Source organism: Kitasatospora sp. NPDC057015, assembly GCF_042673745.1.
GTDB lineage: Bacteria > Actinomycetota > Actinomycetes > Streptomycetales > Streptomycetaceae > Kitasatospora.
This window is the reverse complement of the sequence record NZ_JBHUSG010000009.1, coordinates 157,036-183,053: the sequence shown is the minus strand read 5'-3', so window position 1 is coordinate 183,053 and position 26,018 is coordinate 157,036. Positions and strand designations below refer to the sequence as shown.

The 26,018-nt window shown below is 74.1% G+C and carries 19 protein-coding genes and 2 tRNA genes; 16 read left to right on the top strand and 5 right to left on the bottom strand.

Going from position 1 to position 26,018, the window contains the following annotated elements; genetic code table 11:
* Positions 1-375: 375 nt before the first annotated feature.
* A complete protein-coding gene (locus ACFTWP_RS12065; protein ID WP_380264365.1) occupies positions 376-2,079 on the bottom strand; it encodes an ABC transporter family substrate-binding protein in 1,704 nt (567 codons plus the stop codon).
* Positions 2,080-2,454: 375 nt separating this feature from the next.
* On the opposite strand from ACFTWP_RS12065, the gene ACFTWP_RS12060 reads away from it, so the two are divergent.
* The 9 genes from ACFTWP_RS12060 to ACFTWP_RS12020 all read left to right on the top strand — a co-directional run bounded on the left by ACFTWP_RS12060 (position 2,455) and on the right by ACFTWP_RS12020 (position 12,008).
* Positions 2,455-3,438, top strand: a complete 984-nt coding sequence (locus ACFTWP_RS12060) for an ABC transporter permease (RefSeq protein WP_380264421.1) — start codon at positions 2,455-2,457, stop codon at positions 3,436-3,438.
* A gap of 20 nt (positions 3,439-3,458) precedes the next feature.
* Positions 3,459-4,418, top strand: a complete 960-nt coding sequence (locus ACFTWP_RS12055; protein ID WP_380264364.1) for an ABC transporter permease — start codon at positions 3,459-3,461, stop codon at positions 4,416-4,418.
* Positions 4,415-6,604, top strand: a complete 2,190-nt coding sequence (locus ACFTWP_RS12050) for a dipeptide ABC transporter ATP-binding protein (RefSeq protein ID WP_380264363.1) — start codon at positions 4,415-4,417, stop codon at positions 6,602-6,604. Before ACFTWP_RS12055 ends, ACFTWP_RS12050 begins: the two co-directional genes overlap by 4 nt.
* Before the next feature lie 141 nt (positions 6,605-6,745).
* On the top strand, positions 6,746-7,831 hold the full coding sequence (locus ACFTWP_RS12045; protein WP_380264420.1) for an MFS transporter: 1,086 nt from the start codon (positions 6,746-6,748) through the stop codon (positions 7,829-7,831).
* Positions 7,832-7,844: 13 nt separating this feature from the next.
* Positions 7,845-10,145, top strand: coding sequence for a molybdopterin oxidoreductase family protein (locus ACFTWP_RS12040; RefSeq protein WP_380264362.1), 2,301 nt, complete (start codon positions 7,845-7,847; stop codon positions 10,143-10,145).
* A 5-nt stretch (positions 10,146-10,150) separates the two neighbouring features.
* Positions 10,151-10,843, top strand: coding sequence for a 4Fe-4S dicluster domain-containing protein (locus ACFTWP_RS12035; RefSeq protein ID WP_380264361.1), 693 nt, complete (start codon positions 10,151-10,153; stop codon positions 10,841-10,843).
* On the top strand, positions 10,840-11,424 hold the full coding sequence (locus tag ACFTWP_RS12030; RefSeq protein ID WP_380264360.1) for a ubiquinol-cytochrome c reductase iron-sulfur subunit: 585 nt from the start codon (positions 10,840-10,842) through the stop codon (positions 11,422-11,424). The genes ACFTWP_RS12035 and ACFTWP_RS12030 overlap by 4 nt, the downstream gene beginning before the upstream one ends.
* Entirely contained in the window at positions 11,421-11,834 is a 414-nt protein-coding gene (locus tag ACFTWP_RS12025; RefSeq protein WP_380264359.1) for a hypothetical protein, read from the top strand. Before ACFTWP_RS12030 ends, ACFTWP_RS12025 begins: the two co-directional genes overlap by 4 nt.
* A 100-nt stretch (positions 11,835-11,934) precedes the next feature.
* Positions 11,935-12,008, top strand: a tRNA-Lys gene (locus tag ACFTWP_RS12020).
* Between the two features lie 80 nt (positions 12,009-12,088).
* On the opposite strand, the gene ACFTWP_RS12015 is transcribed toward ACFTWP_RS12020, so the two are convergent.
* Positions 12,089-12,931, bottom strand: a complete 843-nt coding sequence (locus ACFTWP_RS12015) for an alpha/beta fold hydrolase (protein WP_380264358.1) — start codon at positions 12,929-12,931, stop codon at positions 12,089-12,091.
* Between the two features lie 158 nt (positions 12,932-13,089).
* Here ACFTWP_RS12015 and ACFTWP_RS12010 point away from each other — a divergent pair.
* The 3 genes from ACFTWP_RS12010 to ACFTWP_RS12000 all read left to right on the top strand — a co-directional run bounded on the left by ACFTWP_RS12010 (position 13,090) and on the right by ACFTWP_RS12000 (position 16,917).
* A tRNA-Lys gene (locus ACFTWP_RS12010) sits at positions 13,090-13,163 on the top strand.
* A gap of 185 nt (positions 13,164-13,348) precedes the next feature.
* A complete protein-coding gene (locus tag ACFTWP_RS12005; protein ID WP_380264357.1) occupies positions 13,349-15,700 on the top strand; it encodes a transglycosylase domain-containing protein in 2,352 nt (783 codons plus the stop codon).
* A 134-nt stretch (positions 15,701-15,834) separates the two neighbouring features.
* Positions 15,835-16,917: a DMT family transporter gene (locus ACFTWP_RS12000; protein ID WP_380264356.1), complete on the top strand. Its 1,083-nt coding sequence runs from the start codon at positions 15,835-15,837 to the stop codon at positions 16,915-16,917.
* A 75-nt stretch (positions 16,918-16,992) separates the two neighbouring features.
* On the opposite strand, the gene lepB is transcribed toward ACFTWP_RS12000, so the two are convergent.
* Entirely contained in the window at positions 16,993-17,742 is a 750-nt protein-coding gene (gene lepB / locus ACFTWP_RS11995; protein WP_380264355.1) for a signal peptidase I, read from the bottom strand.
* Between the two features lie 465 nt (positions 17,743-18,207).
* Positions 18,208-18,543 (bottom strand): chorismate mutase, encoded by a 336-nt coding sequence (locus ACFTWP_RS11990; RefSeq protein ID WP_380264354.1) that lies wholly within the window; start codon positions 18,541-18,543, stop codon positions 18,208-18,210.
* 483 nt (positions 18,544-19,026) lie between these two features.
* Between ACFTWP_RS11990 and ACFTWP_RS11985 the strand changes: the two genes are divergently transcribed.
* A complete protein-coding gene (locus ACFTWP_RS11985) occupies positions 19,027-19,452 on the top strand; it encodes an OsmC family protein (protein WP_380264353.1) in 426 nt (141 codons plus the stop codon).
* 359 nt (positions 19,453-19,811) lie between these two features.
* Entirely contained in the window at positions 19,812-21,878 is a 2,067-nt protein-coding gene (locus ACFTWP_RS11980; protein WP_380264352.1) for a putative bifunctional diguanylate cyclase/phosphodiesterase, read from the top strand.
* A gap of 76 nt (positions 21,879-21,954) precedes the next feature.
* Here the strand turns inward: ACFTWP_RS11980 and ACFTWP_RS11975 are convergent, their stop codons facing one another.
* Positions 21,955-23,091, bottom strand: a complete 1,137-nt coding sequence (locus ACFTWP_RS11975) for an LLM class flavin-dependent oxidoreductase (protein ID WP_380264351.1) — start codon at positions 23,089-23,091, stop codon at positions 21,955-21,957.
* A 583-nt stretch (positions 23,092-23,674) separates the two neighbouring features.
* Here ACFTWP_RS11975 and ACFTWP_RS11970 point away from each other — a divergent pair.
* Positions 23,675-24,271: a DedA family protein gene (locus ACFTWP_RS11970; RefSeq protein WP_380264350.1), complete on the top strand. Its 597-nt coding sequence runs from the start codon at positions 23,675-23,677 to the stop codon at positions 24,269-24,271.
* A 432-nt stretch (positions 24,272-24,703) separates the two neighbouring features.
* Positions 24,704-25,987, top strand: coding sequence for a hypothetical protein (locus tag ACFTWP_RS11965; RefSeq protein ID WP_380264349.1), 1,284 nt, complete (start codon positions 24,704-24,706; stop codon positions 25,985-25,987).
* Positions 25,988-26,018: the final 31 nt, after the last annotated feature.

Sequence of the window (26,018 nt, the reverse complement as noted above, 5' to 3'; positions counted from 1 at the left end):
GTCCCGGCGATCCTGGCAGCCTGGCGACCGGGGCGCACGCACCGGGGCGGCACGCCGTACGTGCCGGTTTCACCCGTTTTGCCGTACCGTCAGCCATAGTTGACGGTGCGGTGCGCGAACCGGGTGACAGCTCGGCCGGTTCCGGGCGCGCCCCGTGCGGCATGTCCGGTCCGTCCCTATCGCACGGCTAGATTCGTCCCCGGCTGGAATCAGGTGGAAGAACAACGAACATGGGCGCCCTGCGGGCAACGCGGAAGGTCAAGGCCGGTGGCGGGACGAGGGGGCGGCACACGCCGTTCCACCCTGTCCGCACCACCGGCCCCGTGATCACCGCGCTGCTCGTCAGCGCCCCACCCTCCCCCGTCCGGGTCGGCCCTACTTCTCCCAGCCGGTCAGCGTGAGGTCCTGGCTGGCCAGTCCGAACGCGCCGTCGTTGGCGAGACCCTTGCGGACCGCCACCACGGAGGGCCGCTGGTACAGCTCGACGGTGTGGCCGAGCTCCCAGATCCCGGCGTCCGCCTGGTTGTAGAGCTTGGCGGCCTCGACCGGGTCGACGGTGCCGGCGGCCTTCTTCAGCAGGGCGTCGATCTCGGGCGAGCCGAGCTTGGAGTAGTTGCCGAAGACGTTGTCGCCCTGCGGCAGCCGGAAGTTGGACAGGCTGCTGGAGAGCGGGAAGGAGTCGGTGTTGCGCCAGCTGGCGATGTCGAACTTGCCCTGGTTGACGTACTTGGCGAAGAAGTCGTTGCTCGGCACCTTGTCGATGTCGACCTTGACCCCGGCCGCCAGCCACATGGCCTGGGCGGCGGTGGCGAGGTCGACCTGGGCCTGCGTCGTCCCGTCGTTGAGGACCCAGTGCAGTTCCAGTGCCTGGCCGTCCTTGGTGCGCGGCCGGCCGGCGCCGTCCGCCTTCCAGCCGGCCTCGTCGAGCAGCTTCCCGGCCGCCGCGAGGTCGAACCTGCCCCACTCGCCGGAGTTGTCCTGGTAGCCGGCCTGGTTGGGCATGAAGATGTGGTTGCCGAGCAGCTTGAACTCCACCGGCACGCCGTTGTTGGCGATCTTGATGAGGGACTGCCGGTCCAGCGCCCTGCCGAGTGCCTGGCGGACCTTCCGGTCGGCCAGCGCGCCCCCGCCGCCGAAGGAGATGTGCACCTCGTCCCACGGGCTGGCCGAGCGGATCACGGCGTCCTTGGCGTCCTTGAGCTGGCCGTAGGCCGTGGCGGTGCCCGCCGCCGCGAAGTCGATCTCGTTGTTGAGGAACGCCTGGGTGGTGGCCGCCTGGGTCATCACCCGGTAGGTGACCTTCTCCAACTTGGGCTTCTGCCCCCACCAGTTGGGATCCGGTACGAGCTGGAGGGTCTGCGCGGTCTTGTCGGCCGTGCCGATCCGGAACGGGCCGGCGGTGATCGGGATCTTCTCGACCCAGCCCGTGTTGAAGGCTTCGGGGGTGGCGATGCCGGCCGCCGGGATCAGCGGGCGGAACAGGTTCTGCCAGTCCGAGTAGGGCTCCGCGAAGGTGACCTTGACCTCGGTCGGGTCGGCGCCCTGCTCGACCCCGGAGATCAGCTCGTAGCCGGAGGAGTTGGAGATGTTGTAGGCCGGGTCCTTGCCGCCGGCCGTCTGCCAGACGGCCTTGAAGTCGAGCGCGCTCAGCGGCTTGCCGTCGGACCACCTGGCCTTCGGGTTGAGCCGGTAGGTGATCACCTGCGGGGAGGTGGACGTCACCTTGGCGTCCACCAGGTAGTCGGCCACCGGCTGGAAGGTGCCGCCGGCGTCGACCCGGAACAGGTTCGGCTCCAGGGCTCGCATGATCTCGACGGCGTCCCCGTAGGTGCCGTCGACCTGGTACGGGTTCCACTGGGTGATCCACTGGTACAGCGGGTACCGGACCTCGCCGCCGTCCCTGACCTGCTCCGCCGGCCTGGGGTTGATGTCGTTGGCGCCCTGCGCGGGCGGATCGCTCCTGACCGCGCCGTCGGCCGACCCGCCGGAGCCCGAGCCGCACGCGGTGACCGTCAGGGCCACGGCGAGGGCGAGGCCGGCCGCCCGGGTGATCCGGCGGGCGGTGGTTCTTGCGTCCATGAGGGGTCTCCCCGGGAGTTTTCGACGAGTTGGGCGCCACCAGGTGTGGCGGCACTTGAGCGTGGGCAGCCAAGTCGGTGCCGGCCCGCCGAACGTAACAGCGGATCAGTTCCAGTACCAGAGGGTGATGTTCAGATCTGATCGAAACGAAACGGGCCGCAATGCTGCCGCAACACGGCGGCTGCGAGCCGGTGCAACACTCTGACCTGCCGCTTTCCCGACACGGGCACAGCGGATCTCGTCATGCCCCCGAACCGGCCCACCGGCCGCACTCGGGAGCCGCTGCACGCAACTGCTCCGACCACCCCCAGAGCGAAGGCAAACGACCATGTCCACCAGGTGCACGAACGACGTCCCCGCCCCCGGCGGCGGCTGATGCTCCGCTACCTGGCGAAGCGCCTGGGCTACTACGCGCTGCTGCTGGTCGCCGCCGTCTTCCTCTCCTACGCGCTCTCCTCGGGCGCCCTGCAGCCCCGCGCGTACTTCGAGTCGAAGGTGCCCAGGCCGGCCGCCGCCTCGGTCGACCGCCAGCTCACCGCGCTCAACATCAACGACCGCACGCCCGTGCTGGAACGCTTCGGCACCTGGGCGGGCGGCGTGCTGCTGCACGGCGACCTCGGCCGCACCATCCACGACACCCCGGTCAACGACGACTTCGGCCGCCGGGTCCGGGTCTCGCTGCGCCTGCTGCTGGTCGGCAGCCTGCTCGGCATGCTGCTCGGCGTGGCCGGCGGCGCCTGGAGCGCGGTGCGGCAGTACCGGATCTCCGACCGCGCACTGACCGTGGCCTCCTTCGTGCTGCTCTCCACCCCGGTCTTCCTGGTGGCGCTCCTCCTCAAGAACGGCGCCATCGCCGCCAAGGACATCGCCGGCCACGAGGTCGTCCCGTTCACCGGGTACGAGACCCCCGGCCTCACCGGCGGGCTCGGCGCGCACCTCGGCGACTGGGCCCTGCACCTGCTGCTGCCCACGCTCAGCCTGGCGCTCGGCGGCCTCGCCACCTACAGCCGCTACCAGCGCGGCACCATGCTGGACGTGCTCGGCTCCGACTACCTGCGCACCGCCGAGGCCAAGGGGCTGACCCGCGGTCGCGCGCTGCTCAAGCACGGTCTGCGGACGGCCGTCATCCCGATGTCGACGATGTTCGCCTACAGCTTCCTGGGCATCTTCACCGGCGCGGCCTTCACCGAGACCATCTTCGGCTGGCACGGCATGGGCGAGTGGTTCATCCAGTCGATCAACGAACAGGACGTCAACGCGGTCGTCGCGGTCAACCTGTTCGCGGCGGTGGTCGTGCTCGCCTCCGGCTTCCTCGCGGACACCCTGCACGCCGCCCTCGACCCGCGGGTGCGGCACTGATGACGGAGGCCCCGCGGACCATGACCGCCGTGATCGCACAGCCCGCACCCGCCGCACCGGACGACACCCCCGCCCCGACCGGGCGCGGCCGGCTGGTGCTCGGAAGGCTGCTCGCCGCCCGCTGGGCGGTGGCCGGCGCGGTGACCGTCCTGCTGCTGTTCGTACTGGCCTTCGCCGGGCCGCACCTGATCCCGTGGGACTACGCCACGCCGGACTACACCGCCCTGCGCCGCCCTCCGTCGGCCGAGCACTGGTTCGGGACGAACGGGATCGGCCAGGACGTCTTCGCGCAGACCCTGCGCGGGCTGCAGAAGTCCCTGGTGATCGGCCTGCTGGTGGCCCTCTTCTCCACCGCGCTCGCCGCCCTGGTCGGCTCCTGCGCGGGGTACTTCGGCGGCTGGACGGACCGGCTGCTGATGTTCCTCGTCGACCTGATGCTGGTGCTGCCGAGCTTCCTGGTGATCACCATCGTCTCGCCGAAACTGCGCGGCGCCGGCTGGATCGCCTTCGTGGCCCTGCTGGCCCTGTTCAACTGGATGATCACCGCCCGGGTGATCCGCTCGATGACCATCTCGCTCAAGGCCCGCGAGTTCGTCCGCGCCGCGCGGTTCATGGGCGTACGGCCGCTGCGGATCATCCTGCGGCACATCCTGCCGAACGTCGCGTCCTTCCTGATCATCGACGCCACCATCGCGGTCGGCGGCGCCGTGATGAGCGAGACCGCCCTGTCGTACTTCGGGTTCGGCGTCCGCGCCCCGGACGTCTCGCTGGGCACCCTGCTCGCCGCCGGCACCTCGGAGGCCCCGGTGTTCCCGTGGCTGTTCTACTTCGCGGCCGGCCTGCTGGTGCTGTTCGTGCTCGCCGTCAACCTGATCGGGGACGGGCTCCGCGACGCCCTCGACCCCACCTCGGAGGCCGGCCGCCCCGTCCGCCGCCCGGCCGCGCGCCGCCGTACCCGCCAGAACCGGAGCAGCAGTTGAGCACCGCCGTCGACACCGACCTCCTCACCGTCCGCGACCTGCGGGTCGACTTCGCCGGTCCGCGCGGCCGCCCGCCCGTCCCCGCCGTGCGCGGCGTGGACCTCACCGTGCGGCGCGGCGAGACGCTGGGCATCGTGGGCGAGTCCGGCTCCGGCAAGTCGGTCACCGCGCTCGCGGTGCTCGGTCTGCTGCCGGGCACCGCCGCCGTCCGCGGCTCGGTGCGCCTGGACGGCCGCGAGCTGGTCGGCCTCCCGCCCCGGGAGCTGGCCGCGATCCGGGGCCGCCGGGTCGCGATGGTCTTCCAGGACCCGCTCTCCGCCTTCACCCCCGTCTACCGGATCGGCGACCAGATCGTCGAAGCCCTGCGGATCCACCGGCCGCTCGACCGCGCGGCCGCCCGCCGGCGCGCGGCCGAACTCCTCGACCTGGTCGGGATCCCCGACCCCGCGCGGGCACTGGACGGCTTCCCGCACCAGTTCTCCGGCGGCATGCGCCAGCGCGCGATGATCGCCATGGCCGTCGCCAACGAACCGGACATCCTGCTCGCCGACGAGCCGACCACCGCCCTGGACGTCACCATCCAGGCCCAGGTGCTGGACGTGCTGCGCACCGCCCGGCGGGAGACCGGCGCCGCACTCGTCCTGGTCAGCCACGACCTCGGGGTGATCGCCGGGATGGCCGACCGGGTCGCCGTGATGTACGCGGGCCGGGTGGTCGAGACGGCCGGGGTCGACGAGCTCTTCGCCCGGCCCCGGCACCCGTACACGCTCGGGCTGATCGGCGCCGTCCCCCGGTTGGACGCCCGCGGCGGGCCGCTGGTGCCGATACCCGGTGTGCCCGCCCCGATGGCCGACCTGCCGGCCGGCTGCCCGTTCGCCGCCCGGTGCCCGCTGGCCGAGGACCGCTGCCGCACCGCCGAACCCCCGCTGGCGAGCGGGCCGGTACCGGTCGCCGCACCCCGAACCGAAGCGCCCGCCGGCGCCGACAGCGACGAGCGACGAGCGACCGGGGAACGAGGGAGCGCCGGGTCGCGGGGCCCGGAGGCGAGCGGGCGCACGCCGCACGCACACCTGGCGGCCTGCTTCCGGGCGGACGAACCGGTGCTGCGCGGGGCCGCCCCCGCCGAGATCTACCCGGTGCCGGTCGTCGCCGCCGCTCCGCCCGCCGGCCCCCGGGCGGAGCGCGGGCACGTCCTCCGGGTCACCGGCCTGACCAGGACCTTCCCGGTGTTCAAGGGCGGGGTGCTGCGGCGCAGGGCCGGCGAGGTGTACGCCGTGGACGGGGTCGAGCTGGACATCCGGGCGGGCGAGACGCTGGGTCTGGTCGGCGAGTCCGGCGCGGGCAAGTCGACCGCCCTGTTCGAACTGCTCAACCTGGCGGCGCCGCAGTCCGGCCGGATCGAGGTGCTCGGCCAGGACACCGCCCACCTCTCCCGGGCCGCCGCGCACCGGCTCCGCGCCGAGCTGCAGATCGTCTTCCAGGACCCGATGGCCAGCCTCGACCCCCGGCTGCCGGTCGGCGACATCCTGGCCGAGCCGCTGCGCGCCCAGCGTGCCCCGCGGGAGCTGATCGCCCGGCGGATCCCGGAGCTGCTGCGCCTGGTCGGGCTCGACCCCGCGCACGCCGACCGCTATCCGCACCAGTTCTCCGGCGGGCAGCGCCAGCGCGTCTCGATCGCCCGCGCGCTGGCCGTGGAGCCGAGGCTGCTGGTCCTGGACGAACCCGTGTCGGCCCTGGACGTCTCCATCCAGGCCGGCGTGCTCAACCTGCTCCAGCGGCTGAAGGCCGAGCTGGGACTCTCCTACCTGTTCGTCTCGCACGACCTCTCGGTGATCCGCCATCTCGCCGACCGGGTCAGCGTGATGTACCTGGGCCGCACCGTCGAGCAGGGCGAGGTCTCCGCGGTGTTCGACCGGCCCCGGCATCCGTACACCCGCGCCCTGCTGTCCGCCGTCCCGCTGCCCGACCCGGCCGCCGAGCGCGCCCGGGCCAGGATCCTGCTGGCCGGCGACCCGCCCTCCCCCGCCGAACGTCTCGCCGGCTGCCGGTTCCGGACCCGCTGCCCGGTGTACGCCGGCCTCGCCGAGGGCCTGCGGACGGCCTGCGAGCAGGACGCTCCGCCGCTGGCCGAGGCCGCACCCGGCGTCGACCACGCGGCCGCCTGCCACCACCCCGGGACGCACTGACCCGCTCCCGACCCGCGCCCCACCCCTCGCCCCGACCCGCCGAACCGGGTCACCCGTACGCCCCGCCCGGCAGGCCGGACCGACGGGCCATCAGTAGCTTCCGAAGCAGTCGCCCACGTCTGCAGGAGGTAGCCGGTGGCCGTGACCGAACCGGCGGACGCCCCCGCGCAGGAGCGTCCGCCCGACCCCCCGCCCGGCCGGTCCGTCACCGTCCGGGCGTCACTGGTGGCCACCGGAGCGACCCTGCTCCTCCTGGTGGCCGTCGTGCTGGGCAGCCGGGGCCTGCGGAACTTCGACTCGGCGCTCGTCCCCTACACGGTGGCGACGCTCTTCCTCACCTTCGGCGTCGCCTACCGCTACACCGTCTGGGTGTCCGCGCCGGCCGCCCGCCGGCTCTTCCGGCAGGGCTGGCGAGCGGCCCTGTCCTGGGACAACCTCCGCTCCGCGCCGACCGCCCTGCCCCGGATGGCCGCGACCTACCTGGGGTTCCAGAAGTTCCTCGGCGCCCGCTCGCACGCCCGCTGGGCGGCCCACCAGCTGATGTTCTGGGGCTGCCTGCTGGCCGCCGCGATCACCTTCCCGCTCACCTGGGGCTGGTTCACCTTCACCGCCTCCAGTGCCACCGGCCCGGGCTACCAGATGCGGCTCTGGGGCTACGAGGTGCTGGGCTTCGACTCGGCGAGCGTCGTCGGCTGGGCCCTGTACCACGGGCTCGACCTGGCGGCCGTACTGGTGATCGCGGGCGCCGGCTACTTCCTCTGGCGGCGCTTCCGGGACCGCGGCGCGATCACCGGCCAGCGCTTCGGCTACGACTTCGTCCCGCTGATCGCACTGCTCACCATCTCGGTGACGGGCCTGCTGCTGACCTTCTCCGAGATCGCCCTGGACGGCGGCGGGTACGAGTTCCTGTCCGTCCTGCACATGGCCTCGGTGGTGCTGACCCTGGTCTACCTGCCGTTCGGCAAGTTCTTCCACATCGTGCAGCGCCCGGCCGCCGTCGGGATGCAGCTGTTCAAGTACACCGCCCGACGGGCCGCCGGCCATCCGGTGTTCGACTGCCGCCGGTGCGGCGAGCCGGTCGACACCGCGCCGTACGTCGAGAACCTCCGCGCCACCATGCGGGACCTGCGGCTCGGCTTCGACCAGTGGGCCGAGTACTGCCCGCGCTGCAAGCGGGTGCTGCGCGGCAGCGCCTACCTCTCCGACGTGAAACGGGGCTACAAGTGAAGCGGGGTCACAAGTGACGGCCGAGTCCGTGCCGCTGGATCCGTCCGTCGCCCCGCGCGGCACCCGGAACTTCCGGGACGCGGGCGGCCTGCCCGCCTCCGGCTGGCGGGCCGACCAGGCCGAGGAGACCCTCGTCCCCACCCACTGCTGCTTCTGCGGCGTGCAGTGCGGGATGTACCTGCGGGTGAACGCCGCCGGCAAGGTCTTCGGCGTGGAGCCGCGCAACCACGACATCAACCGGATGCGGCTGTGCCCCAAGGGCATCAACGCCTACCAGCAGGTCAACCACCCGGACCGGCTGACCGCCCCGCTGCTGCGCCGCTCGCGCGAGGAGCCGTTCCGCGAGGTCGGCTGGGAGGAGGCGCTCGACTTCACCGTCGAGGAGATCCGGCGGATCCAGCGCGAGCACGGGGTGGACGCCTTCGGGCTGCTCGGCGGCGCCAGCCTGTTCTCCGAGAAGACGTACCTGGTGGGCAAGTTCGCCCGGGTCGCGCTGAAGACCCGGCACGTGGACTACAACGGGCGGCTGTGCATGGTGAGCGCCGCCGGGGCCAACAAGCTCGCCTTCGGCATCGACCGGGCGGCCAACCCGTTCGCGGACATCCTGCAGACCGACTGCCTGCTGATCGCCGGCTCCAACGTCGGCGAGTGCTTCCCGGTGATGACCCAGTACGTGTGGGGCGCGCGCGACCGCGGCGCGCAGCTGATCGTGGTCGACCCGCGCGAGACGGCGATCGCCCGCACCGCGGACGTGCACGTGGCGCTGAAGTCCGGCACCGACTCGGCGTTCTTCAACGCCGTGCTGCACGTGATCGTGCAGGACGGTCTCACCGACGAGGCCTTCCTGGCCGCGCACACCACCGGCTGGGCCGAACTGAAGGCCAAGGTCGCCGAGTACCCGCCGGAGCGGGCCGCCGCGATCTGCGGCATCCCCGCCGAGCAGGTCGTCCGGGTGGCCCGGCTGTTCGGGACGGCCGAGCGGGCGATGGCCTGGCACGCGCGCGGGATCGAGCACCACACCCAGGGCGTGGAGAACTGCCTGTCCGTCATCAACCTGTGCACGGCGACCGGGAACCTGGGCCGGCCGGGCGCCGGCTACGGCACCATCACCGGGCAGGGCAACGGGCAGGGCGGCCGCGAGCACGGCCAGAAGTCCGACCTGCTGCCCGGCGGCCGCTCCATCAACGACCCGGCCCACCGCCGGCAGATCGCCGCGATCTGGGGCATCGAGGAGGCCGAACTCCCGCAGGCCGGCACCTCGATGATGGAGATGGTCTGGCAGATGCAGCGCGGCGAGATCCGCGGCCTGATCGGCATCTGCAACAACCCCTTCGTCTCGCTGCCCAACTACGCGGTGGTGAAGGACGGCTACGACCGGCTGGAGTTCCACGCCCAGTTCGACTTCTTCCTCTCCGAGACCTCCGCCAACGCCCACGTGGTGTTCCCGGTGACCACCTGGGCGGAGGACGAGGGCGTGATGGCCAACGCCGAGGCCCGGGTGGTCAAGCACAACAAGGCGCAGGAGCCGCCCGGCGGCGTGCGCACCGACACCTGGGTGATGTGCGAACTCGCCCGGCGGCTCGGGCAGGGCGACAAGTTCGCCTTCCCCGGTTCGCGTGAGGTCTTCGAGGAGCTGCGCCGGGCCTCGGCCGGCACGGTGATCGACTACTCGGGCATCACCTACGAGCGGCTGGAGGAGACCGGCGGCATCGCCTGGCCCTGCCCGGACACCGCGCACCCCGGCACCCCCCGGCTGTTCGAGGACGGGCGCACCTACCACCCGGACGGCAGGGTGCACCTCCAGGTGGTCGAGTGGCACCCGCCCGCCGACCCGTACGACGACGAGTACCCGATGACGCTGACCACCGGCCGGACGGTCGCGCACTTCCTGTCCGGCAACCAGACCCGGCGGCTCGGCGCGCTGGTCGAGCAGACCCCGCGGCCCTGGGTGGAGGTCCACCCCTCGCACGGGTTCCGCACCGGCGACCCGGTGCGGGTGGTGACCCGGCGCGGCGCGTCCGTGCTGCCGGCCCTGGTCACCGAGGCGATCCGGGCCGACCACGTCTTCGTGCCCTACCACTGGCCCTCGCCGGTGGCGGCGAACGCGCTGACCATCGACGCCCTGGACCCGCGCTCCAAGATCCCCGAGTACAAGGTGTGCGCGGTACGGATCGAGCGCGCGGAGCGGCTCGACCCCGTCCCCGCGCCGCCGATGCCACCCGGCCGGGAGGCCTACCCGCAGGCGCAGGCCTCCCGCACCGACCCGCTGCCGCCGACCGCCCCGCAGGGCCGCGGCACCGCCGAGAGGGGCTGACCGGCATGCTCGGACGAACGATCTTCATCGACCCCGGCCGCTGCATCGGCTGCCAGGCCTGCGTCTCGGCCTGCCGGGAGTGCGACTCGCACCGCGGCAAGTCGATGATCCACCTCGACTATCCGGACGAGGGGCACTCGGTCGCCTCGCTGCCGACCGTCTGCATGCACTGCGAGGACCCGGTCGCGCCGTGCGCCGAGGTCTGCCCGGCGGACGCCATCCTGATCACCGCCGACGGCGTCGTCCAGGAGGCCGACCCGACCCGCTGCATCGGCTGCGCCAACTGCGTCAACGCCTGCCCGTTCGGCGTACCGAAGATCGACCTCGACGCCAAGCTGCAGATGAAGTGCAACCTCTGCTACGACCGCACCTCCTACGGCCTGGCCCCGATGTGCGCCACCGTCTGCCCGACCGGCGCGCTCTTCTACGGCACGCTGGAGGAGCTCCAGGCCGAGCGGCCCGGGGTCGACGTCTCGACGATGTTCGCCTTCGGGGACGTCACGGTGAGTACCGGCGTCGCCATGGTCGTACCGGCCGAGCGGCGGGCCGAACCGCTCCCCGGCGGGCTGCCGGCCGGGGGGACGCCGGGCGGGTCCGGGCCGGGCGGGCGCACACCGGACGGGCCGGGCAGCGGGCCGCTGCTGCGCGTGATCGAGGTCAACGGGCGGCCCACGCCCGGGACGGGAGCCCCCGCATGAGCCGACCGACGCCCGAGGAGGAGGCCCTGGTCGACCGGATCAGCGCCGACTCCCTCACCTCCCGCCGGGACTACCTGCGGATCGTCGCCACCGTCTCCGGCGGGCTCGCGGTCGGCTCGACCCTGGTCTCCGCCGGTGTCCTGCACCGGCACGGGGACGGCACGGCGGCCCCGCTCAAGGTCGCCGACCGGCTGGCCCGGGGTGAGGCCGTCACCTTCGACTACCCCGGCGAGGACGACCGGGCGATGGCCGTCCGGCTGGCCGACGGCACCCTGGTCGGCTACTCCACCGTCTGCACCCACCTGGCCTGCGGCGTGCTCCGGCGGGACGACCACGCGGAGCGGGAGGGGCTCTACTGCCCCTGCCACGAGGGGGTGTTCGACGTCCGGACCGGCGAGGTCACCTCGGGGCCGCCACCGCGCCCGCTGCCCAAGGTGCTGATGGTGGAGGACGAACAGGGCGCGGTCTGGGCGGTCGGCACCGCGCGCTCGGGCGAGAGCGAGGAGGCCGGACTCTGTCGCGGCCTGCGCGAACGCAGCCCGGCGCTCGCCGCCCGGGCCGGCTGCGGAGGGTCGCGGTGAGCCGGCCGCCCGGGCGCACGCCGGACGAGCACGCGCCCGGCGAGCACGTCCCGGGCGAGTACGTCCCGGCCGGCTACACCCCGGGCAGCGCGGACCCCCGGCTCAACCGGCCGGTGCCCGAGCGCTACCCGCAGATCCGCGCCACCAGCGGCTACGCCGACCCGCGGGTCCGCCGTACCGGCCCGGGCCCGGGAGCCGGCACCGAGCAGGAGCCGGAACGCTCCGCCATGCTGACCGCCCGGCTGGTGGTGGCGATGACCGTGGTGACCGGCCAGTTGTGGGCCCTGACCGTGGCCACCAACGCCTGGATGGAGGGCCGCACCGCCGCCGCCTGGTGGTGTACCGGCTTCTCGGCGGCCTCCTTCCTGTTCGTGCTGCTCGCCTGGCGGATCGGCCCGCGCGACCGCTGAGCCGGCCGGCGGGCAGGCCCCGCCGGCTACCCGCTGTGACGGACCGGTGGCGATTCGGCGGATCCGCTCACCAGCGTGTAATGTCTTCCGCGTCAGACAGGCGCCGCTAGCTCAGTTGGTTAGAGCAGCTGACTCTTAATCAGCGGGTCCGGGGTTCGAGTCCCTGGCGGCGCACAGACACCCGAGAGGCCCTTCGCGAGAGCGAAGGGCCTCTCGGCGTTCCCGGGCGCCGGCGATGACTGCCCGCCACCCGCTCAGGCGCAGTCCAGCACGGCCCTGGCCACCGAGTCGGGGCGGTCGAACATCAGCAGGTGCCCGGCGGGGGCCGCGGTGCGGAACTCGCCGCCGAGCAGGCCCGCCAGCGCGCGCTGCCGGGCCAGCCGGCGGTGCGTACGGGGGTCGTCGCGGCCGTCGTCCGCGGCCAGCACGGTGACCGGCGCGTCGGGCAGCGGGGCCAGCACGCGCAGCTCGGCCAGTTCGGCGGCGACGTCCAGGTAGGCGCTGTTCTCCCGGAGCAGGGCCCGCAGCGCGCGGCCGGTCCGGTAGCTGCGCCGGACCAGCTCGACCGGGGCGAGGTCCTCGCCGCAGACGGTGTTGGCCCGGGCGACCAGCCGCCGGGCGGCCGGGCCCAGCAGGTAGGGGCCCGCCACGGCGGTGGCGCCGGCGGCCAGGCCCCGGGCGGCGAGGTCCCGCAGCTCGGGGGCGGGCAGCGGCTCCGGGTCCGGTTCGAAGCTGCCGTCCAGCAGGACCAGGCCCGCGGTGCGGGCCGGGTACAGCCGGGCGAAGGCCTCGACGTGGAAGGCGGCGAGCGAGTGGCCGGCCACGGTGCAGGCGCCCGGCAGGCCGAGCGCGTCCAGCACCCCGAGGATCCGCCGGGCCTCGCCGGCGGCGGTCGGCGGGTCCGGCGCGGGCGCGCTCAGGCCGAAGCCGGGGCGGTCGAAGCGGACCACCGTGCGGTACGGGGTGAGCAGCGGCACCACGAGGTCCCAGTCGAACCAGCTGCTGCCGAGCCCGCCACTGAGCAGGCAGACCGGCCCGGCGCCCTCGCGGCGGACGTGCAGCGGCCGACCGTCGACGCGGACGAACCGCTCCGTCATGACTGCCCGCCCTCCCCGGTGCCGATTGCTCCCGTCCGACGGCCGTCGAGCGGGTACGTATCCACCCTAGCCACCACGGACCGGACGTCGCCGGTCGGGCGCGGGCGGGCGTTTCGTGGTGACCGCGCGGAGCGTGTATTGTTCTCGGGGTCAGACAGGCGCCGCTAGCTCAGTTGGTTAGAGCAGCTGACTCTTAATCAGCGGGTCCGGGGTTCGAGTCCCTGGCGGCGCACAGACACCCGAGAGGCCCTTCGCGAGAGCGAAGGGCCTCTCGGCGTTTCCCGGGCCGAGGGCGCGCACCGCCCCCGCCGGACGTGAGAGGCGCCACATCACCCAAAAACAGGACAAAGGTCCCTAACCTTTTCGGCGACCACCTGTGCAGGCTGGCACGATCCGCCCGCAGGAAAGGCCGCTGCTTTGCCACGTACCGCCCGGAGTGAGCGCAGCGCGCCGTCCAGCAAGACCCGCTCCCCGCGGCGCCCCCGGCGCACCGGTCCGCGGCGGCTGATCCCCGGCTGGCGGGCCGCCCTGGCGGGGCTGGTCGTCTCGCTGCTGCTCGGGATCGGGGCGTTCGTCCTCGGCGTCGTGCTGGTGCAGGTGCCCGACGCGCACGCGGCGGCGACCGCGCAGAGCAACACCTGGCTGTACCAGGACGGCTCGGTGATCGCCCGGACCGGCGAGACCAACCGGCAGAACGTCACCCTGGACCGGGTCTCCCCCGCCGCGCAGCACGCCGCGCTGGCCGCCGAGGACCGGAACTTCTACCACGAGGGCGCCGTCAACGTGCCCGGCCTGGTCCGCGCCGCGCTCAAGACCGCGAAGGGCGAGGGCACCCAGGGCGGCTCCACCATCACCCAGCAGTACGTGAAGAACACCTACCTGAGCCAGCAGCAGAGCATCGGCCGCAAGGTGAAGGAGCTGTTCATCGCGCTCAAGGTGGACGCCACCGAGACCAAGGACGACGTCCTGGCGGGCTACCTGAACACCTCGTACTACGGGCGCGGCGCGTACGGCATCCAGGCCGGCGCCCAGGCCTACTTCGGCGTCGACGCGGCCGCGCTGACCCCGGCCCAGGGCGCCTACCTCGCGGCGGTGCTCAACGCCCCGAGCGCGTACGACGTCTCCACCGCGACGGCGACCGGCAAGCAGAACGCGATGAACCGGTGGAACTACGTGCTGGACGGGATGGTCAAGGAGAACTGGCTCTCCGCCGAGGAGCGCGCCGCGGTGACCTTCCCCGAGGTCAGGAAGCCGCAGGCCGCGCCCGGGCTCTCCGGCCAGGCCGGCTACCTGGTGAACGCGGCCGAGGACTACCTCGTCTCGCACCAGATCCTCGGTGAGGCCGCGCTGGCCAAGGGCGGCTACACGATCAAGCTGACCGTCGACCCCGCGCGCGAGCAGGACCTGCAGAACGCCGTCCGCAGCCAGCTCACCGCCGACCTCAAGCCGGACACCCGCGCCAAGGACGCCGCCGCCCAGGCGGGCGCGGCCTCGGTCGACCCGAAGACCGGCGCGGTGCTCGCCCTGTACGGCGGCAGCGACTACACCGAGCACTTCGTCGACAACTCCGCCCGGCGCGACTACCAGGCCGGTTCCACCTTCAAGGCGATCGCGCTGGCCGCCGCCCTGGAGAGCGACGCCCGGACGCAGTCCGGGCAGACGATCGGCCCGCGCACCGTCTACGACGGCACCAGCGGCCGCAAGGTCCGCGGCGGCACCGGCACGCCGTACGCACCGCCGAACGAGGGCGGCAAGGACTACGGTCAGGTCACCCTGCAGCAGGCCACCGACTGGTCGGTGAACTCGGTGTTCGCCCAGCTGGCCCAGGACACCGGGCTGGACAGGGTCCGGGACACCGCCGTGGCGCTCGGCCTGCCCGCCGGCACCCCCGGGCTCGCCGCGCAGCCGTCCCTGCCGCTGGGCGTCGCCACCCCGAGCGTGCTGGACATGGCCGGGGTGTACGCCACCCTGGACAACGGCGGGCGCCGGATCACGCCGTGGCTGGTGACGTCGGTCGAGCACGAGGGGCAGCCGGTCGCGCTGCCCGCCCCGCAGGTCACCCAGGCGGTCGGCGAGCAGACCGCGAACCGGGTCACCGCGATGCTCCGGGGCGTGGTGGACGACCCGGGCGGCACCGGGTTCCGGGCGCAGGCGCTCGGCCGGCCGGCCGCCGGCAAGACCGGGACCACCGACGACCAGAAGTCGGTGTGGTTCGTCGGCTACACCCCGGAGCTGGTCACCGCGGTCGCCCTGTTCGGCCAGGACCCGGCCACCGGCGCACAGGTCAGCCTGAGCGGCACCGGCGGGCTGGACGGCGCGGCCGGCGGGATGTACCCCGCCCAGATCTGGACGGCCTACATGAAGGCCGCGCTGAAGGGGAAGCCCGTGACGAGCTTCCCGGCCGCCGCGGGTACGGCCGACGGGGGCGCCGGCCGCGGGGCCACGAGCGCGCCGACGGCGAGCACGCCGCCCTCGCCGACGCCTTCCGCGCCGGCGGCCGGCGGCGCGGCGAGCCCGGGCGCCACCGACCCGACCGGTGGGGGGACGACCGGCTCCGGCGGCTCGTCCGGGTACGGCGGTCGAGGCAACGGCACCGGCAACCGCCCCGACGCGAGCGCCTCGGCCGGCCCCTCCGGTACCGCGCCGGCGGCCACCCCCCGGCCGAGCCGGGCACCCGCCACCGACCCCGCCAAGGCCTCGCCGCCGGCGGTCGACCCGGCGCGGCCGGCCGGCGCGGGCGCCGACGCGGCCGTGGCCGGCGGCGGTTAGGCACCGCCGGCCGCCGCCCGCGCCGGTCGGGTACGACCCGCCCCGGCGGGCGGCCGCCCGGCCGCCGTCGCGTGAGGAGCAAAACTTCCAGTGGCGCCTTACCGAACCGGGCGCTCGGCTGACAGAATGCCCCGATGCACAGCTCTCAGCCCCTCACCCGCAGCGCGTCGGGCCGATCCCTCGGCCTGACTCTCGCGCTGGTCTCGGCCTGCGCCTTCGGCGGCTCCGGCACCGCCGCCAAACCCCTCATCGAGGCCGGACTGTCGCCGCTGCACGTGGTCTGGCTGCGGGTGACCGGAGCGGCCGTCGTGCTGCTCCCGCTGGCCTACCGGCACCGGGCCGCCGTCCTGCGCCGGCCGGGGCTGCTGATCGGCTTCGGACTGCTCGCGGTGGCCGGCGTGCAGGCCTGCTACTTCGCGGCGATATCCCGGATCCCGGTCGGGGTCGCCCTGCTGATCGAGTACCTCGGGCCGCCGCTGCTGCTCGGCTACGTCAGGTTCGTCCAGCGCCGGCCGGTCAGCCGCGGCGCGGCGATCGGCGCCGGCGTCGCGGTGGCCGGCCTGGCCTGCGTGGTCGAGGTGTGGAACGGGCTGAGCTTCGACGCCCTCGGCGTGCTCTTCGCCCTCGGCGCGGCCTGCTGCCAGGTCGGCTACTTCGTGCTGGCCGACGCGGGCAGCCGGGGCGACCGCCCGGTCGACCCGATCGCCGTCAGCGCGTACGGGCTGCTGATCGGCGCCGTCGTCCTCACCGGCGTCACCCGGCCCTGGCAGGCCGACTGGGGCGTCCTCGGCGGGGACGTCCGGATGAACGGGTACGCACTGCCCGCGCTGGTCCCGGCGGCCTGGATGATCCTGGTGGCGACCGTGCTGGCCTATCTGACCGGGGTCGTCGCCGTCCGGCACCTGTCGCCGCCGGTCGCGGGCGTGGTGGCCAACCTGGAGGCCGTCGTCGCCACCGTGCTGGCCTGGGTGCTGCTCGGCGAGCACCTCGGCGCGCCGCAGCTCGCCGGCGGCCTGCTGGTGCTCGCGGGGGCGTTCGCCGCACAGACCAGCAAGGGCGGCGGGGGGAAGGACGGCCGCGGCGGGGCCGTCGAGCCGGCCGGCGGGATCGGGACGGTGGACACGGCCGTGGACGCCGCCGCGCGCGAAGCGGCGGCGGGGGCCGCCGGCGACGGCTCGGGCGGGGCGGCCGAGCGGGCCGGGACGGTCCGGGCGTAGCGCGCACGCGGCGGGTGCGCGGCGGGCCCCCGCCGCGCACCCGCCGCCGCACTGCTCAGTGGCCGGAGCGGCCGGTCAGTGGCCGGACCAGCCGAACCAGTCGAGGTGGCCGAGCGGCCACACCACGGCCGAGACCGGGCCGACGACGTTGCCGACCGGCACCGCGCCGCCGCCCTTGTCCTGCTGGTGGTACCGGGAGTCGGCGGAGTCGCTGCGGTGGTCGCCCTCGACCCAGACGTGGCCCTCCGGGACGGTCACCGGGCCGAAGTCCAGCCCCGCGCAGGAGTCGTCCCCGGCGAAGAGGTACGGCTCACTGACCGGGGCGCCGTTCACCTTCAGCGTGGTGCCGGAGCACTGCACGGTCTGTCCGGCGGTCGCGATCACGCGCTTGACCAGGTAGTTGTCATCCTTCGGCGGCACCAGGCCGACGAAGGAGAGGACGTCGCCGACCGCGCCGACGACGGGGTTGCCGCCACTGGTGGCGTGGGCCGGGAGCCAGTCACCCGGGTCCTTGAACACCACCGGCTCGCCCTGCTTCGGCTCCCAGCCGAGCAGCGGCGAGAGCTTGTTGACCCCCACCCGGTCGCCGATCCGCAGGGTGTTCTCCATCGACCCCGAGGGGATGGTGAACACCTGGAACAGGCAGGTCTTGATCAGCAGGGCCACCAGCAGGCCGACCACGACCATGGCCGGGATCTCGGCCCACCACGGCCAGCGGCGGCGACGCCCGACCCGGCCGGCGGCGCGGCGGCCCCGGCGCGGACGGCCTCCGGGAGCGGCCCGGCGGCGGTCGGCCCGGCGCGGGCCGGTCAGCTCCGTCGTCATCGGGTACACCCCCGGGTCGCGGCTATCAGGCCGGGCCGGCCCTCCCGGCCGGCGCGGTGCGCGCCCCCGGCCGCCCGGGGCGCCGCCGGCCGATCGGCGCCGTGCCGCTCCCGGGGCTCCCGCCGCCACTGTGCCATCGCCGAAGCCATCGCGAACCGCCTCTCCGGACCACTGCCGTCCGCCCGCGCCCTGACTGCGCGGGGGGCCGCGATCCACCGGATCAGCCGATCCAGGAATACAGCACGCTAACGCCAATCATCAGGCGCCACGAAATCAGACATTTAGCAGCAGCCGACACGGCCGCGCCGGGCCGGGGCACGGACGGGCGGCCAGCGGACGGACGCCCAGTGGACGGGCGGACGGGCACCGGGCCGGACGGGGGCGGGGCCGGGCCCGAGCGCCGGCGCAGGTCCGGGCCCGAGCACGGGCCCGACCTCAGGCGCAGGCCCGGGTGCAGGCCCGGCCTCAGGCCCGGGCGATGGCCTCGTGGTGCCGGATCACCTCGGCGATGATGAACGTGAGGAACTTCTCCGCGAAGACCGGGTCCAGGTGGGCCCCGGCCGCCAGCTCGCGCAGGCGCTTGATCTGGTCGCGCTCCCTGGCGGGGTCGGCCGGCGGGAGCTTGTGCTCGGCCTTGAGACGGCCGACCCGCTGGGTCGCCTTGAAGCGCTCGGCGAGCATGTGGACCACGGCGGCGTCGATGTTGTCGATGCTCTCCCGCAGGCTGGTCAGCTCGGCCCGGACGGCATCGTCGATCCCGTCGGTCGTCCCGGCGTCGGGGTTCGTGGCGTGGTCCGTCATCGGGGCGGCTCCGGGGCTGTACGGGCGGGAGGACACCCGGTCGGACCAGTGGTCGGGCTCGGGCCCGGGCAAATCTAACAGGGCGGCCCGCGCGGGCGCCCATCATGCGACCGGGTTGTCCGCGATGCGGACCGACCGGCGAGACGGCGCGCGCGGGCCCGGGCCGCCCGGTCGGGCCCGACGCGGCCGCCCCGCCGGGGCTCCGCCGGTGGGCCTCGGAGGGCCGTGGGGGTCGTGGCGCACCCCGGCCGTCCCGGACCACGCCCGGGGCAGGCGGCCCCCGCCCCCTGACCCGCCCGCGCTGTCCGCACGCCCGCCCGCCCGCGCTGTCCGTCCGTCCGAAAATCGTCGTCGTTGGCGAATATGACGCTGTGTAAGTGCTGCGAGTGCCGCCCGCAACCGGCGCCCGGCCGACCCGTAGGCTGTACGCGGCATGACCGGACGTGACCAATCGGCAGTAGTTCAGTACTGGAGGTACCGATCGTGGCAACTACCCGCACCGCCCGCACCGCTTGGGAGGGCAACCTGCTCGACGGCAAGGGCGAGGTGACCCTCGCCTCGTCCGGCATCGGCACGTACCCCGTGTCCTGGCCGGCCCGTTCCGAGGAGCCGAACGGCAAGACCAGCCCGGAGGAGCTCATCGCGGCCGCGCACTCCGCGTGCTTCTCGATGGCGCTCTCGCACGGCCTGGCCGGCGCCGGGACCCCGCCCACCAAGCTCGACACCCAGGCCGACGTGACCTTCCAGCCCGGCACCGGCATCACCGGTATCCACCTCACCGTCACCGGTGAGGTGGAGGGTCTGGACGAGGCCGGCTTCGTCAAGGCCGCCGAGGACGCCAAGGCGAACTGCCCGGTGAGCCAGGCCCTGACCGGCACGACCATCACGCTCACCGCGAAGCTGGCCTGACGGATCGCGTGCTCCCCGGCCGCCGTGCCGCCCCGTCCGGGGCCCGCGGCGGACCCGGGGAGCGCGCGACCTGCGCACACGCCCCCGACGCGCCTCCAGTGAAGGCGCCCGGGGGCGTTCGCGTCTGCTGACGTACCGGCACAACTGCCCCAAAACCCGGGCGACTCACCCGAGCGGCGGTCACCGTCCGATCCTCGCGCGCTTTATGATCGGCCGCAGCGCCCCCCGTTCCCCGCCGAGTGCTCCGCGACGAGCACCCGGTCCGGGTTCCGGCGGCCGCGACAGGTGTGCGGGATCTCCGGCCCCCGCGGCACCGGACAGTCGGCCGGACGAGCGTCAGCAGCGGACGGGAGCATGCCGTGCCGGGCCAGAGCGAGGGGGCCGACGCACACCACCTGGGCGTGCGGCACGAGGGACTTCGACACATCGACGACCGGCGCCCGTGGCCGCACCTCGGCGACACGCCGGGCGGGAACGGCACCGCCATGAACGGCACCACGACGGACGGCGCCGCGGCGCCCGGCACCGCCGGCAGCCCGCTGCTGACCGTCTGCCCCACCTGCTCGGCTCCGCCGGCCGACAGCACCGACCACCTGCTCGACGCGCTGCGGGCCAGCGAGTCCCGGTTCCGGGCCGCGTTCGCGGACGCCGGCATCGGCATGGCCCTGATCGATCCCGCCGACCGGGTCATCGAGGCCAACCCGGCGCTCGCCGCGATGATCGGGCGGGAGGTGTCCGAGCTGGTGCGCACGCACATCCACGACATCATCGAGACCGAGGACACCCCGCGGCGCCTCTACCGCGAACTCGTCCGCGGCGAGCGCGACCGGCTCCGGATGGAGAAGCGGCTCAAGCACCGCGAGGGGCGCACGGTGCTCAGCAACGTCACCCTCTCGCTGATCCGGGACGGTGCCGGCCGGCCGATGTACACCCTCGCCATGGTCGAGGACATCACCGAGCAGCGGCGGCTCTGGGACCGGCTCAAGTACCAGGCCCTGCACGACCCGCTGACCCGGCTGCCCAACCGCGCGCTGTTCTTCGAGCGGCTCGACGCCGCCTGCCTGACGGCCGCGGACGGGCCCGCGGGCGCCTCCGGAGCGGCCGGCGGGTCGGCGGGCGGCGGGCCCGGCCCCTCCGTCCTCGGGCCGCGACCGGCCGCGGCGGGGGCACGGCAGCCGAACGGCCGCCGGGTCGGCCTCTGCTACCTGGACCTGGACGGCTTCGCCGCCATCAACGAGACGCTCGGGCACCACATCGGGGACCAGCTGCTGGTGGCGGTGGCCGCCCGGCTGGAGATCGGGTTCGCCCGCGGCGAGGGCCGGTTGGTGGCCCGGCTCGGCGGCGACGAGTTCGCCCTGCTGGTCGCCGACAGCGAGGGCGACCAGCAGCTCACCTCGCTGGCCGCCCAGCTGGTCGCGTCCCTGCAGCACCCCTTCGAGGTGGCCGGCCACCAGCTGGTGGTGACCGCCAGCGTGGGCGTGGTCGAGCGCCCGGTGGCGGGGACCACCCCGACCGAGCTGGTGAAGGACGCCGACTCGACGCTGTACTGGTCCAAGGCCGACGGCCGGGCCCGCTGGACCCTCTACGACCCGGACCGCGGTGCCCACCAGCTGACCCGCCAGCTCCTCACCACCGCCCTGCGCCCGGCGCTGGAGCGGGGCGAGTTCTCGGTCGAGTACCAGCCCCTGGTGGGCCTCGCCGACGGCGCCGTGCACGGCGCCGAAGCCCTCGTCCGCTGGCGCCACCCCCGGTACGGGACGCTCTCGCCGGACCGCTTCATCCCGCTCGCCGAGGAGTCCGGGGCCATCGTCCCGCTCGGCAAGTGGGTGCTGGAGGAGTCCTGCCGTCAAGCCCGGCGCTGGCTGATGGAGTTCCCGGACACCGAGACCTTCGTCAGCGTCAACCTGGCGGCCCGGCAGATCTGGGACTCCGACGTCGTCGCCGACGTCGCCCAGGCGCTGGAGAGCAGCGGGCTGCCGGCCCGGCTGCTCCAGCTGGAGATCACCGAGAGCGCGCTGCTCGGCCCCGGCGGGCGACCGCTGCAGGCCCTCCAGGCGCTGGCCGACATGGGCGTGCGGATCGCGATCGACGACTTCGGGACGGGCTACTCCAACCTGGCGTACCTCTCCCGGCTGCCGGTGCACGTGCTCAAGCTGGACGGCACCTTCATCGAGGGCTTCCGCGACCCGGTGCCCGGGCGGCCCGGCCAGGGCGCACGGCGGACCGAGGCGGACGAGCAGATCGTCCGCGCGATGGTGCAGCTCGCCCACGCGCTCGGGCTGACCGTCACCGCCGAGGGCATCGAGAGCGCCGCCCAGGCCGAGCGGCTGCGCCTGACCGGCTGCGACACCGCCCAGGGCTGGTACTTCGCCCGCCCCGGCGAGGCCGAGCTGGTCGCCGCCATACTGCGCGAACGCCAAGGCTGACGCCGGGCGGCGGGCGGCTGACGCCGGGCGGCCGTGGCCTCAGGGCCCGCCCGGCGCCCGGCCGCCCGCCGCCCGGCTACGCCTCCTGCGCCGTCAGTCCGTAGGCCTGCGCGATCAGCCCGTACGAGGTGCGGCGCGCCTCGTGGCCGTGGATGTGCGAGGTGACCATCAGCTCGTCCGCGCCGGTGCGCTTGCGCAGCGACTCCAGCCCGTCCGCCACCTCCCCCGGCGACCCGAGCACCACGTTGGACAGCCACTGGTCCAGGAACTCCGCCTCGGCGGGGCTGTACGGGTACGACTGCGCCTCCTCCGGCGTCGGGATCGGGCCCGGGGCGCCCTGGCGGAGCCGGAGCATCCCCAGCCCCGCCGAACGGGCCAGCCGCCGGGCCTCCTGCTCGCCGTCGGCCGCCACCGCACTCACGCCGATCAGCGCGTACGGCTGGGCGAGCACCTCGGACGGGCGGAAGCTCGCGCGGTACAGGTCGAGCGCGGGCACCGTGTTCTCACCGCTGAAGTGGTGCGCGAAGGCGAACGGCAGCCCGAGCCGGCCGGCCAGCCGGGCGCTGAAGCCCGAGGACCCGAGCAGCCAGATCGGCGGGCGGTCGTCCCCCCTGGGCACGGCGCTGAGCCGGGCGTACGGGTGGCCCGACGGGAAGTCGCCGTCCAGGAAGTGGGTCAGCTCGGCGAGCTGCTGCGGGAAGTCGTCGGCGCCCTCGGCCAGGCCCCGGCGCAGTGCCCGGGCGGTGGCCTGGTCGGTGCCGGGGGCACGGCCGAGGCCCAGGTCGATCCGGCCGGGGTGCAGCGCCTCCAGCAGGCCGAACTGCTCGGCCACGGCCAGCGGCGCGTGGTTGGGCAGCATCACGCCGCCCGAGCCGAGCCGCAGGGTGCTGGTGTGCGCGCCGAGGTGGGCGAGCAGCACGGCCGGGGTCGAGCTGGCGACGCCCGGCATGCCGTGGTGCTCGGCGACCCAGAAGCGGTGGTAGCCCCAGGCCTCGGCGCTGCGCGCCAGCTCGGTGGTCGCGGCCAGCGCCTCGGCCGGGGTGTGGCCGACCCCTACCGGGGCGAGGTCGAGGATCGACAGCGGCGCGGGCGCGGTGCCGCGGGCCACCCCGTGGACGGCCCCGGCGCCGGCCCCGAGGCCGCCGGCGGTGCCGCTGCTGCCGGGACGGGCCGGGTGCCCGGCTCCGCGTGCCTGCTGGTCCTCGGTGCTCATGCCGTCCGGCCTCCTGATCGTGTACGAGCGGGCCTCCCCGCCGTCGGGGGACAACCGCCGGGGGCGGCGGGGTGTTCCCGCTCCGCGGGCGGCGGCGCGGACCGTCCCGGGAACCGGGCGGACGGGGGGCCGGAACGCCGGTCCGCAGCCGCCCGGCATCGCGCCCGGCACGGCGCCGATCGGGCCCTCCGCGGCCCGGCCTACCGGGCGTTCGGCTGACCATGACGACCGGTCGTTCGGCTGGTCAGAGCCCTGACAGACGGCCAGCGGGCGCTCCCGGGTGGCGAGTTCGCGCCAGCGCGGGAAGTCGCCAGTCCCAGGGCTCGCACTGGGCCGCCATCGTCCGGCAGGCTACCGATCAGGGCGGATCGCGTTTGGGGATCCGTTCCCGCAAAGCAAGATCGACGGGCTGGACCAGCGCCGCTCGATCCCCGCGAGCCCCCGGAGCGGCACCCCGCTCCGGGGGCTCGCGCCTGTGTGAGGCCGGCCACAGAGGGGGTGCTTCATGGCATGAAAGGTCGAGGCGCTAGCGTTGCCCCTTGCAACCACCTGCTCCCCCGGGCCGGTCTGGAGGGAGTACGCGATGGACATCACCACACTGGTCGGATCGTCATGGATCTGCGCGGTGGCACTGTTCGCGGTGCTCGGTGACGCCTTCCTCCCCTTCATCCCCAGCGGCACGCTGGTCATCCTGGCCGTCCTGAACACCGCACGGATCGACGGCGCCCCGCTGATGCTCGCCGGCGGCGTGGCGGTGGCGTCCTTCCTCGGCGACATCCTGCTGCTCAACCTGGCCCGGCGCGGCGCGCCGTCGGTGCGCCGTCGACTGGAGCACCGGCCGCAGCTGGCGGCCAGCGTCACGCGCGTGCAGCAGGCCCTGGACGGGCGCACCACGGGAGCGGCGGCCGCGATCGTGGTGGTGGCCCGCTTCGTGCCCGCCGGGCGGACGGTGCTCGACCTCGCGATGGGCCACTCGCCCTCGCATCCGCGCAAGTTCCTGCGCTGGTCGGCGCTGGCCGCGCTGATCTGGGCCGCCTACATCGTGACCCTGGGCTGGCTGAACAGCCACTGGTTCGACACCGCCTGGCTGAGCCTGGCCGTGTCCTGCGCCGCCGCGACCACCATCAGCGCCGCCGTCGCCCGCGTGGTGCGCCGCAACCGCCGGCTCGCCACCGGCTGAACGGGCCTCGCCGCCACCGCGCGGCGCGCCCTCAGCACGCCGCCACCGGGCTCACCGACGGGCGGCCCCGGACACCGCGGCCGGCCCGCTCGACGGACGACTGCGGACAGCTGCGGTCAGCTCCGGACCGGCCCGGACGACTGCCGGAGCGACGCCGAGCGCCGGTCCGTCCGACGCGTCACAGGACGGCAACAGAACGCATCCGAACGCAGCCGTCCGGACGCCGCCGACGTGATGGATAACGGCGGACCGAGGCCTTGGTCGGCCCCATCCGCACATGGCATGCTGGGTGGATTATTCGTTAATGTCCAAAATGACCGGCGCCGCCCGATGTCCTGCCGACGCTCCCGGACCGCCCTCCGGGACCCGCCCGCAGGACGTTTTCCTGGGCTCGTCCGCGCCGTGCCGGGGCATCTGACACCAGGGGAGACCATGACCGGCATCTCGCGCAGGACCATACTGGGCGCCACCGCCGCGACGGCGGCGCTCGGAGCGGTCACGGCCTGCTCAGGCGGATCCGGTTCGGGGTCCGGGTCGGATGCCGGGCCGGGTGCGACTACCGGAAGCTCCTCGGGCAGCGGCGACGGCAAGCCCGGCAGCCCGGCGGCCGGCGCGGTGAAGGGCACCCCGATCGGGGACGGGTCCACCGCCGACACCGGCACCCAGCCGAACCAGCCGAAGGCCGAGAAGCTCAAGCCGGGCGAGCGCCCGCCGCAGTTCGTGGTGTTCTCCTGGGACGGCGCGGGCGGGACGGACGACGGCCAGTTCCCCCGGTTCCTCAAGCTCGCCGAGGAGCACAAGGCGGCGATGACCTTCTTCCTCTCCGGCATCTACACGCTGCCCAAGGGCAAGGCGGACCTCTACCACCCGCCCAAGCACTCGGTCGGCGCCTCGGACATCCCGTACCTGTCCGACGGCGCGGTGAAGACCACCATCAAGCTGATCAGCCAGGCCTGGCTGGCCGGCCACGAGATCGGGACCCACTTCAACGGGCACTTCTGCTCGACCCGGCCGGACGGCAACGGCGTCAACAAGTGGACCCCGGAGGACTGGAAGAGCGAGATCGACCAGGCCGTCTCCTTCGTCACGCAGTGGCGGACCAACACCGGCTTCACGGACGTCGACCCGCTGCCCTTCGACTACCGCAAGGAGCTCATCGGCGGCCGCACGCCCTGCCTGGAGGGCCAGAAGGGGCTGCTGCCGACCGCCGCCGCGCTCGGCTGGAAGTACGACGCCAGCTCCTCCGGCGGGCTGCAGATCTGGCCGCAGAAGGTGCAGGACGGCAAGGTCTGGGACTTCCCGCTGCAGGGCCTGCCGTTCCCCGGGCACTCCTTCCAGGTGCTGTCGATGGACTACAACATCCTCGCCAACCAGTCCGCCGGGAGCACCAAGGGCGACCCGGCCAAGTACCCGGAGTGGCGCGCCCAGGCCCGTGACTGCTACCTGGCCGGGTTCAACCGGGCGTACGACGGCAACCGGGCCCCGCTGTTCATCGGGAACCACTTCGAGCAGTGGAACGGCGGCATCTACATGGACGCCGTCGAGGACACCCTCAAGGCGATCGCGGGCAAGCCGGAGGTGCGACTGGTGTCCTTCCGTCAGCTGGTCGACTGGCTGGAGGCGCAGGACCAGTCCACGCTGCGCAAGCTGCGGTCGCTGAACGTGGGGCAGGCCCCGGCGGGCGGCTGGCAGGGCTTCCTCGGCGCGGCCGGCTGACACCGCGGAGCGGGGGGCCGGGAGCGGCGGA